The organism is Paraburkholderia caledonica (genome assembly GCF_000383275.1).
Lineage (GTDB): Bacteria > Pseudomonadota > Gammaproteobacteria > Burkholderiales > Burkholderiaceae > Paraburkholderia > Paraburkholderia caledonica.
The window spans coordinates 147313-162718 of the sequence record NZ_KB911039.1 but is presented as its reverse complement, the minus strand read 5'-3'; the positions used below and the strand labels follow the sequence as shown (position 1 = coordinate 162718).

General features: G+C 61.2%; 10 protein-coding genes. All 10 read right to left on the bottom strand.

Annotated elements, in window-relative coordinates; genetic code table 11:
- Nucleotides 1-923: 923 nt before the first annotated feature.
- Nucleotides 924-4490: an RHS repeat-associated core domain-containing protein gene (locus H281_RS0118785; protein WP_020068697.1), complete on the bottom strand. Its 3567-nt coding sequence runs from the start codon at nt 4488-4490 to the stop codon at nt 924-926.
- 632 nt (nt 4491-5122) lie between these two features.
- Nucleotides 5123-6526 carry an MFS transporter gene (locus tag H281_RS0118780; protein WP_020068696.1) on the bottom strand — a complete coding sequence of 468 codons (1404 nt, stop codon included), beginning with the start codon at nt 6524-6526 and terminating at the stop codon, nt 5123-5125.
- Nucleotides 6527-6551: 25 nt separating this feature from the next.
- Nucleotides 6552-7817 carry an NAD(P)/FAD-dependent oxidoreductase gene (locus H281_RS0118775; RefSeq protein ID WP_020068695.1) on the bottom strand — a complete coding sequence of 422 codons (1266 nt, stop codon included), beginning with the start codon at nt 7815-7817 and terminating at the stop codon, nt 6552-6554.
- Nucleotides 7810-8775: a VOC family protein gene (locus H281_RS0118770; RefSeq protein WP_020068694.1), complete on the bottom strand. Its 966-nt coding sequence runs from the start codon at nt 8773-8775 to the stop codon at nt 7810-7812. Before H281_RS0118770 ends, H281_RS0118775 begins: the two co-directional genes overlap by 8 nt.
- Nucleotides 8776-8789: 14 nt before the next feature.
- A complete protein-coding gene (locus tag H281_RS0118765; protein WP_027804745.1) occupies nt 8790-10280 on the bottom strand; it encodes an aldehyde dehydrogenase in 1491 nt (496 codons plus the stop codon).
- A 50-nt stretch (nt 10281-10330) separates the two neighbouring features.
- Nucleotides 10331-11161 carry an aspartate dehydrogenase gene (locus H281_RS0118760; RefSeq protein WP_020068692.1) on the bottom strand — a complete coding sequence of 277 codons (831 nt, stop codon included), beginning with the start codon at nt 11159-11161 and terminating at the stop codon, nt 10331-10333.
- A complete protein-coding gene (locus H281_RS0118755) occupies nt 11154-12812 on the bottom strand; it encodes a thiamine pyrophosphate-binding protein (RefSeq protein ID WP_027804744.1) in 1659 nt (552 codons plus the stop codon). Before H281_RS0118755 ends, H281_RS0118760 begins: the two co-directional genes overlap by 8 nt.
- A complete protein-coding gene (locus H281_RS0118750) occupies nt 12805-13614 on the bottom strand; it encodes an SDR family oxidoreductase (protein ID WP_020068690.1) in 810 nt (269 codons plus the stop codon). Before H281_RS0118750 ends, H281_RS0118755 begins: the two co-directional genes overlap by 8 nt.
- Nucleotides 13611-14495 (bottom strand): IclR family transcriptional regulator, encoded by an 885-nt coding sequence (locus tag H281_RS0118745; protein ID WP_020068689.1) that lies wholly within the window; start codon nt 14493-14495, stop codon nt 13611-13613. Before H281_RS0118745 ends, H281_RS0118750 begins: the two co-directional genes overlap by 4 nt.
- A complete protein-coding gene (locus tag H281_RS0118740) occupies nt 14496-15389 on the bottom strand; it encodes an alpha/beta fold hydrolase (RefSeq protein ID WP_020068688.1) in 894 nt (297 codons plus the stop codon). It lies immediately after the preceding gene.
- Between the last annotated feature and the right edge of the window lie 17 nt (nt 15390-15406).

Below are 15406 nucleotides of genomic sequence, written 5' to 3'. Positions count from 1 at the left end.
AACCCGTCAAGGTCGCGCAATGCGCGCCCGCAGCGCTTGGCCTTGACGGCCATCAGGCTTCCACGCTTAACAATGCGGTGCAAGACGACATGACATCTTGCACCGCATGAAGCACGTGACGCTCTATCACCATCCAGGAATTCTGGCGCTACCACAACCGACGCGCCAGCACTCCCATATGTGCAAGGCGCCGACCGCCTTTCGTGGAAGAAGCTCTACGGGTGGTGGATCTAGACCGCCAGCTTAAAACGCATCGATACGCCGCTTTGTAAGCAGAAGAGCCGCGAAACGCGGCCCTTCTGCTATCTACACCGACGACAGACAACAAATACAACGATTTGAAATTCAGTATTTGTCTCGCACGACTAGACACGATGCTGCAACGACAGCAACAGATCAATCCTCTAATGGCTCACAAAGCCAAGTCCCGTCACCTCTAAGTGTCCGTACCTTCTTTGCCTCATAGTCGTAGAGTAGCCACTGCTCCTCGTACCGATCTCCCTCGTCCAGATATGGCCAAGTTGCGAGCTCTCCACCAAGATCAAACCGAAAGACCGTCTTCACATCTTTCGGTGAGACCTCGACCGACAGCAGTATTTGCCCATCGAGATATTGCGACGCTTCATTGATAGCTTCGCTCGACGCCTCGTTGTCCGCGAGCCACGTACCATTCGAGCTTATCGCCCAGTTGCACATATAGATCCAAAGGTGCCACCGACCAGAGACGACTACTCGACGACGATCTGCCAACTTGCGAACCTCAGGCAACTCCGATCGAGACACACGCGGCTCCTGGATCTGCAGCCGCGGGTCGCCGTACTCAAGGGTAAGGAACGATCCGACGCCTTTCCGGACCTGCCAGGTGGGAAGGCCGCAGATCTCGTAAAAAGCATCTCTTATGTCATCACGCAACATAACTTCGCCTAGTTATTGGTCGGGCAAAACATATCTATCGCTATCGCTTTGATTTCATGGTAGCCGTAGTCTTGACCAGTTATTGCGTCATGCAATTCACGACGCTGACCTTTGGATAACCCAAGCTCCCTAACGATATCGCGAACTTGTTTGTTTTGAGCTTGATTGTTGCCTGGCGTACCTGTTGACCCGAGACCGAATGGGTCATTGAGTTGAACCGGATTGCCGTTGACGTAAGCATACGCATTCGTCTGTCCACTCGCCCAGCCAACAGGGTCTTCGCTGATGAACCTCCCGATGGTCGGGTTGTAGTACCTATCGCGATAGTAATACAGTCCCGTCGAATCATTCTCCCGCGCCGTGTACTGCTGGGTGTTCGGATCGTCCACGCCAGTCCGCGTCGTCGCGCCATACGGCTCGTAGTTGTACTGCGTCTGGATCTGCTGGTCGGCATCGGTCAGCGCGATCACATTGTTATTCTCGTCGCGCAACGCATACCTGTCCTGGCCTGCGTCGTCCCCGATACGCCGGAACGTCAGTCCGTCCACGGCGCTTGTCGGGTACGGCGAGAAAATCCGGATCCGCTGCGACCAGTTGCCGTCCGGCACCATAAAATTCACCTCGTCGCCGATCCAGGTGGTCTGGATCCGGCGACCGTTGATCGTCTGGTCCTTGCGGCGGCCGAACATGTCATAGCCGAAACTCGCCGTCACACCGCCGCTCACCTTGCTTAGCAAGCCTTGTTCATCCCAGGCGTACTGGTTGAGCCCGTCGCTCGCGAGGTTGCCGTTCAGGTCGTACGATAATGTCCTACCGGCCCACCGCGTCAACTGATTGGCGGCGTTGTATTGCATATCGTCCACCGCCTGCGGCAGGTTCACCTTCGCGAGACTGCCCCCCGCTTTCGTGCGCCGACCCGCCAGGTCATAGCTATATGTCAGGTCGCCGAGCACACTGCCGTCGGCCCGCCTATATGTGATGCCCGTCAACTGACTCGCGGCGTCCCACGTATAGGTCGCGGTGATCCCGTTGGCGAAAGTCGCCTGACTGTGCCTACCGAGCGCGTCGTAAGAGTAACTGAACGTACGGGGGGCTTCGTCATTCACCGCATACTGGATCTGCGTCACCCGATGTTCCGCATCACGGCCGTAGTTCACCGTTGCCCGATCCATGTCGATTCCGACGACATCGCGCGTATCAGCCGCATACCGGTAGGTCCAGATGCCCTGAACTGTCGGATAATCCAACGTGCGTATTAGTTTGCCCGTGACGTTGTCGTAGTACAAAACCGTATCGACTTCTTTCTGATTGCGGCCGTCTGCGGTCGGAAAATAGTCCTGCGTGCCTTTCAACTTGCCGGTCGCGTTATTCCAGCCGTATACCCAAGTCCGGGTCGGTTGCGCCCCCTCTACCAGCCGGAAATCGGTCTGTATTAGCCGGCCCGCCGCATCGTAGGTGTATGTCGTCACCTGTCCCTTGCGGTCGGTCAGCGATTCCATCTGCCCAGCACTGTTCCATGTGTAGCTTTCACTGTTGCCCAGCGGATCGGTCTTGGTCCGGGGACGGCCAATCGCATTGTACGTATAGCGCGTGGTGACGCCGTTGGCATCTGCCTCGCTCAGCAGATGGCCGTTGCCATCCCATGTAAACTGAATCGCGCCACCAGTTGCATCGGTAAGACTGGTAACTCTGCTCAGCGCGTCGAGCGTGCGGCGAATCGTATTGCCCAGCGGATCCTGCGTAGCCGTCATGCGGCCGGCCGCGTCGATCGTATATTGAGTAGTCCGGTTCATCGGGTCGGTGACAGCGGTCAGATCCGCGCCCGTCCAAACGTACTTTGTTACGCCCTTGAGGGCATCAGTCGCTGTCAATCGGTGCCCCTGACTGTCAACCGTGAACGTTGTACGGTTGCCCAGCCGATCTGTTACTGTCAGTAAATTACCCTTCGCGTCATAGGTGTAGACAGTGCTTACACCGCGCTGAGGGTCGCCTGCCTGGGCGCTCGTAAGCAACCGGCTGTAGGCGTCAAAACTACGCGTCGCCAGCGTGCCGTACTGGTCCGCATCACTAATGCGGTTGCCGTTTGCGTCATAGGCGAACGTGTACTGACGGTCGCCAACCGTAGCATTCGTCAGCCGGCCCGTGATGTCGTATGTGAAAGTCTGGACCTGAGCTGCGTCCTGCCCCGCCGGATACGTGTTACGCACCACCCGTCCGTTCGAATCGAACTCAAGACGGCGGATACTGCCGCGTCGGTCCGTCACATCGGTCTGCGTGACCCTGCCGCCGGTGACGGCATAAGCCATTGCAAACGTGCTGCCGTTCGCAAGCTTCTGACCCGTTACGCGGTCGTTGTTGTCGTAGATATTGATGACCTGCTGGTTGCCTTCGGGGTCCGTAATGCTCACCAAGCGACTGGTGTCGTCCCAGGCGTATTTCCAAAGGCCACCCGCCGCATCGGTCACTTGAATCAAGCGGTCCTGAGCGTCGTATCGGTAACTCACTTCGCGGCTAAGCGCATCCATCACGCGGGAAATGAGCGGCGTACCACGCGCGCCTATCACGGAAGTGAGTGTCAACGCGCGACCGTTCTGGCTTGTGAGCTTTGTCACCGCGCCCGTCTTGCTGTCGCGGCTGATCGTCACCGTATTGCCATTACGGTCCTGAAGCCGGGTGAGCCGGTACAAGCCGCCGATCATCGTAAACTGCATCGTGCGACCATCGCGCAGGGTAAGCAGTTTGGTGCCACTGCCGGCAATGGTGGCGCGGAAATACTTTCCAGGACTTGTCAGGTCGTCCCAAGTTGCCGTGCTGCCGGTCCGAAGCGTGAACGAAACGCGGATTCCGCTTGGCAAATACAATTGAATGACTTGCCGGAGATTATTACTGTCCGCCGCGCTCACGGTCAGATAGCTGTCGTAGTTGAATGTCGTCCCGATGCCAAAGGCCCCCGCCATCGGTCGGCCGGACGTGTCATACGCGCCGCTGCGGTAGACGCGCGTGAGGCTCAATGGAATCGTATCGGCAACACGCAGGTCGTGAACGACCAGGTGAAATTGACCAGTGTTCAGCTTCACCGGATCCGCGCCCGACGTGCTGCTGCCGCAACCCGCCGTAGCACCCCCGCCACCACAATCTCCCGAACCGCCCGAGTCGCCAGAGCCGTTCGCATCATCTGACCCACCTTTAGCATCAGTACCATCAGAGCCGCCAGTGCCGTCGCCTGCACCACCGGATCGATCGTCAGTGCCGTCAGTGCCGTCGCCGTCGACGGTAATCGTTTCGTCGGGCGAAAACGGCTCCGAGGTCGTACCGCCGGAGGGACCGCTGCAATAGGCCGAAATGGTGAAAGGTTCGCCGCACGCCGTCCCGCCCATACCGCCAAAGTCGGCAGACGACGCGTTCAGCGGACATTGTGGATCGGCCGGATAAGCGCCGCCATTCATATACTTGGTCTCACAATCCACAGTCGCTTGCGCACGCGGCACGACGAACCATGACAGTAGAACAAACAAAAGCAGAACGAACGGACGCATTAGCGCATGACGCACTGCAAAGGCAACGGTGACTTGCATTAACTTTCCGGGTCGGAGGAGGGCCGTGCCGCTTAGCGCGAGACTTTAGTAGAAGCGATTGACGAAATAGCCACCTCGTCATTAGGCACCGCGGAAGGGCCAACTCCACCGATGGAGGGCGCCGCAGATCCCGCCATCTGCCTACGAATTGCCACGATATTGCCCGCCGCATCGTAGTCGTAATAAGCAGTGGCGCCATTAACCGAAACCGAGGTAAGTCGGCTCAGCGCATCATATCCATACGTAATCTCGTCAGCGCGAGCGGGGATTGCGGCTACAGTGGAACATGCCATCACGCCAGCACCTACGACCCTCAAGACTCCTTTCCTGCCGCACGCGCGCGGCACACGACAACCAACGCGCCAGCCGTCAGATAGACCGATTACCCATATCATTGTTATTGAAATCCATAGCTTAACTAACGGTTCATACGATACCGAAGTGTCGAGCGAATTTCTATCAGACCGATCTCTATCTGAGTAGTACGTTTCCTACGCGGTGTAGCACTATTTTCGGGAACACGAAGAGTTCTTCTTTTCTAGTAACCCTCATAAAACAAAAGGCGCACCACCCAGTGCGCCCTTCGTCCCCTGCAACTGCGGCACTACATCACCGCCCACCGAAAAACGTCTTCAAGCTTCCAGCTGCTCGAGCACCTTACCCTTGGTCTCAATGCCCAGGAAATGCACCGCCACCGCCGCAAGAAACGGCACTGCGGCGAGAATATAAAACGCTACCTGCAAATTGCCGCCAATCATCGTCTTCGACACGATGGCCGGTGCAAAAATGGCCGCGACCTTGAGCCACGCGCCGCCGACACCGCAGCCCATTGCACGAATGCTGGTCGGGTACAACTCCGGCGTGTACACATAAGCGGTGATAAAGCCGCAAGCGAGGAAGCCCAGCGAGAACGCGCAGAACGTCGCCACCACATACACCGACGACTCGTGGAATACGCCTGCCAGCAGCAACGACATGGCGCACGCCACAAACGACAGGTTGATGATCGGCTTGCGGCCCACCTTGTCCACCAGCAACGCGCACGTCAACGACCCGACCACGCCGAGCACCGAAGCGGCCACCGCCAGATTCAGCGCCAATTGCAGCGGCGCGTGATAGATCGTGCGATAGATGGTCGGCAGCCAGGTCGAGAGACCGTACTGAATGAAGCCGCACGTGATCCACAACATCGCAACGGCCAACGTACGCTTCAGGTACGCGGGACCGAACAGATCGCCCATGCGGCGTTTCGGATGACGATTCGCCATCGCTTCGAACTCGGCCGAGTGTGCGACCGGCGGCAACGGACCCTTGGCGGCACGCTCGAATGCATGCACCGCGGCATCGGCATCGGCCATGCGTTCACGTTCGGCAAGCCAACGCGGCGATTCGGGAACGAGCTTGCGCAGCACGAAGAACAGAATCAACGGCATGCCGCCGATGAAATACATAGCCTGCCAGCCGAAACGCGGCACGATCCACGCGCCCAACGCATTCGAAGCCAGCAGCCCCACCGGGAAAACGATCTCATACAACAGCACGAAGCGCCCCCGTCCATGCGCACGGCTGATTTCGTTGATGTAGGTCGCCGCGACGGGCAATTCACCGCCGAGCCCAAGCCCTTGAATTACACGCAGCACGACAAACGCGGCGAACGTCGGCGCAAATCCGCACGCGATACTCGTAATCCCGATAATTCCCGAACTCAACGCAATCGCACGCACACGTCCATGACGCTCGGCGTACCACGGAAACACGAACGCACCGATCAGTTGACCGACCGAACCCGAGCCGATCAGAAAGCCGATTTCCCACGGCGTGAGATGCCACTTCGCGATCAGAACGGGCAACGTGGCCGCAATCGCGATCACGTCGAAGCCGTCGAAGAATGTCGCCAGACCGATCAGAATCCGCGCACGGACCTGCATTGCATTTTTCGGCAACCGCTCGAGTCGCGCGATGATCGAGCCTCTCGTCACGGGCCCGGAGACGCCCGCACCGCTGCGCTCCGCAATTGTGTTGTCGATGGTTCTCATGCCGTTGTGCCGTCCGTAGATGTGGTTAGGCAAGCGCCGTTGAGGCGTCGGTCAACGTCGCAAGGTCGATCGTCCGGCCTTGATTCATCCACTTGCGCGAAAGCTTGAGCTCGCGTGGAGTGTTGATGGCGATTACGCCGCGAATGGCGCCGTCTTCAAGATGGAAAAGCGTCGCGCGCTTCGCCGCCAGATCGCCGCGTACCGCAAGCTGTGCATCGGCGGGAATGTCGCCGAGAATCTGCAGATTGACGTCGTACTGATCGGACCAGAACCACGGAATGTCCGCGTACGGTTCGAACGTGCCGAGTAGCGCTTTCGCTGTGGCAATCGCCTGGTTCTGAGCATTGGCCCACGATTCGAGCCGCACACGGCGCTTGAGCCACGCGCTCGGATGGTTCGCCACATCGCCGCACGCGAAAATGCGCGGGTCGTCGGTCGCGCCGAAATGATCGACCACGATGCCGTCCTGCACTTTGACGCCCGCCGCTTCGGCCAACGCCGTATGCGGAGTCAGACCGATGCCGGCCACCGCGAAATCGGCGTCTAGCGTCGAGCCGTCGGCGAACGTCGCGCGAATGCGATTCGCGTCGTTCGGATGATCTTCGAGCTTGGTGAGCGCAGCGCTCAAGCGCACATCAACCCCATTCGCGCGATGCAGTTGCAGGAGAAAATCGGACACCATCGGCGGCAACGAGCGCGCGCAAAGACGCGGCGCGCCTTCCACCACGGTTGCATCCACGCCGAGCTTGCGCGCTGTCGCCGCGACTTCCAGGCCGATCCAGCCGCCGCCCACCACCAGCACGCGCCTGCTTGCACGCAGCCGCTCGCCGAGCGCAACGGCTTCGTCGAGTGTGCGCAGATAGGCAATGTGCGATGTACTCACCAGCGATTCCGGCAAGCGCCGCGCTGCGCCGCCCGTCGCGATCACGAGGCGGTCGTATTGCACTTCGCGTCCCGATTGCGTGCGCACAATGCGCTGCTCGCGATCGATCGACGTCGCGCAATCCGGCTGCCATGCTTCGATGTTCAGCGTGTCGAAATCGTCGGGCTTCACGAGACGTACTGTGTCGATATCCGCTTCACCGGAAAGCACGGCCTTTGAAAGCGGCGGGCGTTCGTAGGGCAAATGCACTTCGTCGGCGATCATCACGAGGCGGCCGTCAAAGCCTTCCTTGCGCAACGTCTTCACGACCCAACCAGCCGCCTGGCCGCCGCCAATCACGACAATCGTGCGCGGCGCTTCGAGTTCGGCATGCGCGGCTTGCGCCTTTGCGGTAGCAGCGTCAGTCATTTTTGCGCTCCGTCATGAACTTGCCTTCCGGCGCCTTCGCGTTTTTCTGGCGACGCGTATTGCCGTCGATGCCGCCGTCGATCGCCCATTCGGCGAACACGGTCGGGCCGGGTTCGAAGTCGCGCGGCTGCCATTCGGGCGTGAGTTGATCTTCGTCTGCGTAGTACTCGATCAGGCCGCCCGCCGGATTCTGGAAGTACCAGAAGTACGCCGACGAAACCGGATGGCGTCCCGGCCCAAGCTGCGTGTCCCAACCGCAGCGGCTGATATGCATGCCGCCGCCGAATACTTCATGGATATCGCGCACGGTGAATGCGACGTGATTCAAACCGCGCTTACCGTTGGGCAGCGCGAGCAGGAAAATGTCGTGATGGCCGCCGTGCGGCGCGCAGCGCATGAACGCGCCGCGGCCCGGATAACGGTCCGACATTTCGAAGCCGAGCAGCTCCTGATAAAACTTCTCCTGTTCGGCAAGCTTGTTCGTGAAGAACACGACGTGGCCCACTTCAACTGGTTCGGCGTGTTCATAAATTGGCGACGGCTGATCGACGCGCAACGTTTGGCCCCATACGTTCGACGGCGAGCCGTGAACGTCGAGCGCGCGTTTGCGGGTCACTTCCACGCGAATCGCCATGCCGTTCGGGTCGATGCAGCCGACGGCGTCGTCGGTTTCAAAATGGCCTGGCTGACCGGCGAAGCGTCCGCGCAGTTCGTCGAGCTCTTCTTTGCTCGCCACGCCCCACGTCACTTCGCGCAGCGTGGGACCTTCTTCGAACGCGGGAGGCAGCGACGGGTCGTTTGCATCCACGGCGAGAACCGTGCAGCCGTTGAGCGTTTCGAAACGCGCATGCGTTTCGTCGTGCGCAACTTGCTTCAAGCCCCAGTCCGCGAAAAAGCGGCGACAGGTGGCGAGGTCCGTCACGCCGTAGATAATCTGTTCAATGCCGAGAATCGTCATAACCTGCCTCTTGCCTAGTTTGCCCACGCCAGCGGCGCGTCGTTCAAGCCCCAGTAGAGGCTCTTCTGTTGCATGTATTCGCGGATGCCGAGCCGGCCTTTCTCGCGCCCCATGCCGCTCTCTTTCCAGCCGCTGAACGGCGTCGAGATCGAGAACAGCTTGTAGGTGTTGATCCAGATGGTGCCGGCTTCCAGCGCGCGGGCGGTCCGGTAAGCGCGCTTGTAATCGCGCGTCCAGATGCCGGCAGCGAGGCCGAACACGCTGTTGTTCGCTTCCTTCAGCAGCGATGCTTCGTCGTCGAACGGCATTGCGACCAGCACGGGCCCGAAGATTTCTTCCTGGCAGATGCGAGCGTTGTTCGAGAGGCCTTCGAGAATCGTCGGCTGAAAATAGGTGCCTTGTTCACGGCCATCGCCAACCGGGCGTTCGCCGCCGCACAGCAGACGTCCGCCTTCTTCGAGACCGAGCGCCACGTAACGCTCAACCGTTTCGCGATGGGCTTGCGTAATCAGCGGACCCATCTGCGTTTCTACTCGCGACGGATCGCCCACGCGCAACTTGCGCGCACCTTCAACGAGACGCTTCATGAACGCGTCGTAGACCGAGCGCTGCACGAAGAGACGCGAGCCCGCGATGCAAGCCTCACCAGATGAACTGAAGATCCCGTACAGCACACCGTTGACCGCATGGTCGAGATCGGCGTCGTCGAAAACAACTGTCGGCGATTTGCCGCCGAGTTCAAGCGAGACCGGCATCAGCTTGTCCGCAGCGATCCGCGCGATGCCGCGGCCGACCTCGGTGCCGCCGGTGAACGAGACCTTCTTCACGAGCGGATGACGCACGAGCACGTCGCCGATCACCGAGCCTTTGCCCGGCAACACGCTGATCACGCCCTTCGGCACGCCCGCTTCCTCGCAGATGCGGGCCAACGCCAGGGATACCAGCGGCGTCACCTCAGCGGGCTTCAGCACCACGGCGTTGCCGCCCGCCAGTGCCGGCGCGAGCTTCTGCGCGTCAGATGCAATCGGCGAATTCCAGGGCGTGATCGCGGCAATCACGCCAATCGGTTCGTAGACGCTCATGGTCAGATAATCGCCGCGCGAGGGCGTGACTTCTTCGTCGAGCGTTTCGAGGCATGCCGCGAAATAGCGAAACGTGTTCGCGGCGCTGGCCACCAGCACGCGCGTTTCGCCAATTGGCTTGCCGTTGTCGCGGCGCTGCAACTGCGCCAGCGCTTCATGACGCGCCATGATCAGATCGGCGATGCGATACAGAATCAGCGCGCGTTGATGAGGCTTCAAACCCGACCAATCTGATTTACGCCATGCGATATCGGCCGCTTCCACGGCTTCGCGGGCGTCGTCTGCATTGGCTGTCGAGATTTCCATGTTGACCGACTGGTCCGCCGGATACAGGCTTTTATACGGGTTGCCACGCCCCTGCCGCCATTCGCCGCCGATAAAAATATCGCCGGTCGGCACAAGGCTGGTATCAAAGTGAGTCATGTCGGTCATTCCGGTTTTACTCAAGCTGCTGGCTTGAATCGTCTAAATCGCTAGATCACGCAGCGGGCCGCGCGATTGCGTAGCGCACGGATCGCGCTGTACGCAGTCAATGCGGACGTCTTGGGGTTGTCGGGCAGCGGCTTGCCGCACATTTCCAGCGACATCTCGCCGAACGCCCCGCGCGCGAGAATGCGGTGCACATTGCGGGTCACGTTCGGATCGGCAATCAGTCGAACTGTCGTGTGGTCAAGACCCAGCCCCGCCAGAGCGATGGTCGCCGCAACGTTAGCGTTCTTCGGATAAAGCCGCGCCGCTTCTCGTGCGCTGCCTTCGAAGATGACCTTCTCTTCCATCAACGTGTTCAGATCGCAGACCTGTTCCGCGGGCGTGCCGAGCCAGCCCGTGGGTGGCTTGCGGCCCGTGTACAGCACTTCGTCGAGGCCACCGAGCTTCGCCGCGGCCAATGCATCGACTCCGCCGATTGCGCCGGACAACAGCGTCAACGTCGCGTCGCCTTCATCGGCAGCGGCTGACAACGCGTCGAGCAACATCACATCGGACAACGCACCGATCGACGCCACCGCGCAGTCCGTGCCGGCTTTCAACAGCGGCACCACGTGATCGACCAGTGCGCTGTGACCGGCGCATTCCAGAGCGAAATGCGGGCGGCTGCTCAATGCGGACACTGAAGCCACCACGTCCACCGTCGAGCCGACCACTTCGCGCACCGAATTCATATGACGCTCCGGCACGATCACGTGCGACACGCGCACCGTCGGATCGGCTGCGACCGAGCGATACACCGCCTGGCCGATCGCGCCGAAGCCGATCATCGCGACGTCGACGGGAGCGTGGTGCCCCGCGTAGCCCGCTTCACGCATGTTCCGGCTCCTCTTCCTTGACCGGCGGCCCCGCGAAAGCGGTCGCGAACGAGCCGACCGACAGCATGTCCACTTCGACCAGCACCGGTCCGGTCTTCGCCATGCCTTCGCGGATGATCGCGTCGGCCTGATCGAGCGATTTGATCCGGTAGTGCGTGAGCTTCAGGCTGTCGCAGAACTGCGCGAAGTCCGGCTGATGCAGATCGACGTAGCAGCGGCGGCCACCGTATTGCGCATCCTGAATGTTGCGGATCACGCCGTAGCATTGGTCGTTCATCAGCACGATCATGACGTTGGCGTTTTCCTGCACAGCCGTTGCGAGTTCGCCGACGTTCACCATCAAGCCGCCATCGCCGACGAGGCACACGGTTTTCGACGCGCTGTTCGCGAGCGCCGCGCCGATACCCATCTGCATGCCCTGACCGATGCCACCGCCCAACGCATGCACGCCCGCGCGCGGCGAAAAGATCTTCAGCATGCGGTTGCCCCACGTGCTGTTCGAGATCGTGACGTCGCGCACCCAGTTGTAGTCGCGGCCCACTGCTTCCTGCAGCGCGTCGACGAGGCGCTTGTACGGACCGAGGCCCTTGCCCACATCGGCGACGGCGCTTTCGCGTGCCGAGGCCAGGTCTTGCGCGAACGCGGGATCGACCTTCAGGCGGCCTTCCAGTAGCGTAGCGAGTTCTTCAAGCACTGCCGACGCATCGCCGTGAACGAACATCTCGTTGCGATAGCCGCGGTTGTCGGCGAGCGCGTCGGCATCGATGCGATAGAGCGGCTGCGGCAGGGCGAGCTTGTACTTCAGCGTTTCATTGCCACGCAGACGTGAGCCGACGACAACCAACGCGTCGCAAGTCTTGTAGAAACTTTCGACCGCCGGATGCACGTTGAACGCGCCGAGCGTGGCCGGATGATCTTCCGGCAATACGCCGCGGCCCTGCACGCTCGTCACCACACCAAAGCCCAGCGCGACGAGGCGTTCCACCGCTTTTGCCGCATGCCGCGCGCCGCCGCCCAGCCACAACAGCGGACGCTTTGCGTTCGCCAGTTGATCCGCGAGTCGCGCGACACGCTGGCTGCAATGCGTGAGCGTGGTGATATGCGGCGCGGCCAGATCCGCGGGCCATTCAATTTCAGCGGCTTGAATATCGATGGGAATCTCGACGCTCACCGGACCGCTCGGCGCCGTTTGCGCGACGCGCACGGCTTCGCGGATCGTCGGCAATGCGGTTTCGACGGAACGCACGCGATACGCAGCTTTCGAAATCGACTGGAGCATCGACAACTGGTCAGGCGCTTCGTGAATGTAGGCGAGATCCTTGTCGAGATATTCGGTCTCGATCTGACCGGTCACGTGTAGCAGCGCGGTGCCCGCAGTCAGCGCTTCGACCATCGCGCCCGCTGCGTTGCCCGCTGCGGTGCCCGTGCTGGTGAACGCCACACCTAGGCCGCCGGAAACGCGTGCAAGACCGTCGGCCATGTTCACGGCACCGGCTTCGCCGCGCGCGCCGACGTAGCGAATCTTGCCGCGGTTGTGGATCGCGTCGAGGATCGGCATGTTGTGAATCGAGATCACGCCGAATGCGGTTTTCACGCCGCATTGCTCGAGAAAAGCGGCGATCAGTTCGCCAACGGTGGTTTTGTTAGACATGTCGTGCAACGCCTCCAGAAACATCGATGTGACTGCCTGTCGTGTAGGACGACAGCGTCGTAGCCAGATAAAAGAGCGCTTGAGCGGCTTCTTCGGGCTTGCCGAAGCGGCCTAGCGGAATGTTTTTCTTGCGCGCGAGTTCCGCGGTCCAGTCTTCCCAGCTCTGGTCCGGCTGCGCTTCTTTCGCATAACGGCGACGCCATTGCCCCGATTCGACGATACCGATCAGAATCGAATTGACGCGGATGCGTTGCGGCGCGAGTTCCACCGCGAGGGACTTGATGAGGTTTTGCACGCCCGCACGCGCCGACGACGTGGCCACCATATGCGGCTCCGGTTGCAGCGCGAGCAGCGAGTTCACGCAGACCACGGCCGCGTTATTGCCGGCGCCGGCTGTATCGCGAAGCATCGGCAGAAACGCGCGGGTCGGGCGGATCACGCTGAAGTACTTGAGGTCGAGTTCTTCGCGCCAGGCTTCGTCGCTCGTGTCGGCGAAGGTCGACACGCGGCCCTGGCCCGCGTTGTTGATCAGCATGTCAGCGCGGCCAAAGCGCGCTTGCACCGCTTGCGCAAAAGCACTGACGTCTTCGGCGTCGAGCACGTCGCAGCGGCGCGCGAGCAGTTGCGCGCCAGGAAACTGCGCGTTCAATGCTGCCTCGGCTTGCGCAAGACGCTCGGTATCGCGGCCGCAAATCGCAACCGACGCGCCGGCTCGCAGGAACAGTTCGGCGGTCGCGAGGCCGATGCCGGACGAGCCGCCCGTCACCACCGCCACCTGCCCGTTCAGATCGATTCGAATCATTTGAGCCCCAATGCCTTCATGTATTTGCTGCCCGCGTTCGATGCATTGCCCGGCCGGTAGTTGAGCCGTTGCGACAGTTCGTCGGCCGCGCGCCTTACCTTGTCGACGAGACCGCTGTCGAGCAGCGATGCGTCGATCTCCTGGCGCGGAATCGTCGTCGTGATCACGGCGACGATGCGCCCGGTGTCGTTGCGCACCGGCGCGCTGACCACCGAAATGCCGCGCTCGAACGACGACTCGCTGATTGCGAAACCGCGCCGGGCGTCGTCGCGGACCCGTTCATAGAGGTCCTCCACGGTCGCGGGCGTCTGCCTCGTGAAGCGTTCGAGTTCCGGCTCGGGATAGAGCTTCTTCAACTCGTCGAGCGTCATATCGCCCATCAACACCTGGCCGTGCGTCGTTGCATACGCGGGCAAGCGGGTGCCGACGTTCACTTTCACGGAACTGAAAATCGGCGCGTGACTTTGCGCCTTGGCGACGAATACGACATCGCGTCCGTCGCGAATCACGATGTGCGTCGTGAGGCCCGTTTCGTCGCGCAATGCTTCGATGATCGGCAAGCCGAGGTCGGTCAATTCGAGCGAGCTCAGGTATTCGAAGCCGAGGCGCAGCACCGCGACGCCGAGCCGGTAGTTGCGGTCCTTATCGGCGCGTTCGAGAAAGCCAAGCGATTCGAGCGTTTGCAGCAGACGGAAGACCGTCGTGCGTGGAATCTTCAAGCGACGCGACAATTCCGGAGCGCCGAGCACCGGCTCGCGAGGCGAAAACTCCGTGAGGATCTTCAGGCCGCGCTCCAGACCCGGCACGCGGTAACCCGCGTCGGCGCTGCTGTCGTTGCGGTCGTCTTCCGCGTCACGCTCGTTGATGGTGTCGGGCGTCATTCATTGGCTCCGTTGTCCGGCGCTTGCGCGGCAGAACGTGTCGATGATCGCGGTGTACGCGGCAGATGCTTCGATATAGCCGGCGTGCCCCGCGCGTGGCACGACTTGCAATTGGGTTCCCGCGACGAGCGCGAGCCGCTCGCAGGTCGCGGGAGTCGTAATGGTGTCGTCGGCACCGACCGCGACATTGACGCGGCCTTTGAAGCGCGCGAGGTCGGCGGCGAGGTCGGCGTTGGCAAGCAGATGCGTAGCCTGCGCGTAACCCCGAGCAATCACGCGCGACATGTTCCAGCGCACCCATGTGCGGGCTTCGTCGCTTGCGTGTGAGGACAACATGTTGGCGCTGCGCTTGTCCGCGAGGCCTTGCGGGCCGAGTTCGTTCAACATGGCGAGGCGCTGATCGCGCTTCGTCTCGCGGACGTCAGCGCAGGCCGCACCGTAACCGCCCGCCGGCGATAGCAGCAAGAGCCCGGACACGCGCTGCGGATGCACCGCAGCAAACGCACCAGCGATGATCGCGCCAAGCGAATGGCCGACCAGCACGCAACGTTCAATGTGAAGTGCGTCGAGCCATTCCGTCAGGACGCTTGCGTAGTCGGCGGCGACAGGCGACTCCGGCGCTACCGGCGTGGACATCCCATAACCAGGCGCGTCCCATGCAAGCACGCGGCGGTTTGCGCCCAGCGCTTCGAGTTGCTGTACCCACGAAGCCGCGCCCGATCCGATGCCGTGCAGCAGGACGAGCGGCAACGCGTCGTTTGCAGCGGCGCCGTCCGCTTCGCGATAGCTCAGCACACGTTGTTTCGCCAGTTCGATCTGCCGCGCCGGAAAGCGCGCAAGGCGCGCTTCGAGCGTGGCGTTTGCATCGACGTCGGCGGACGGGACTGCGGACATGATTTCCTTCGTGGTAT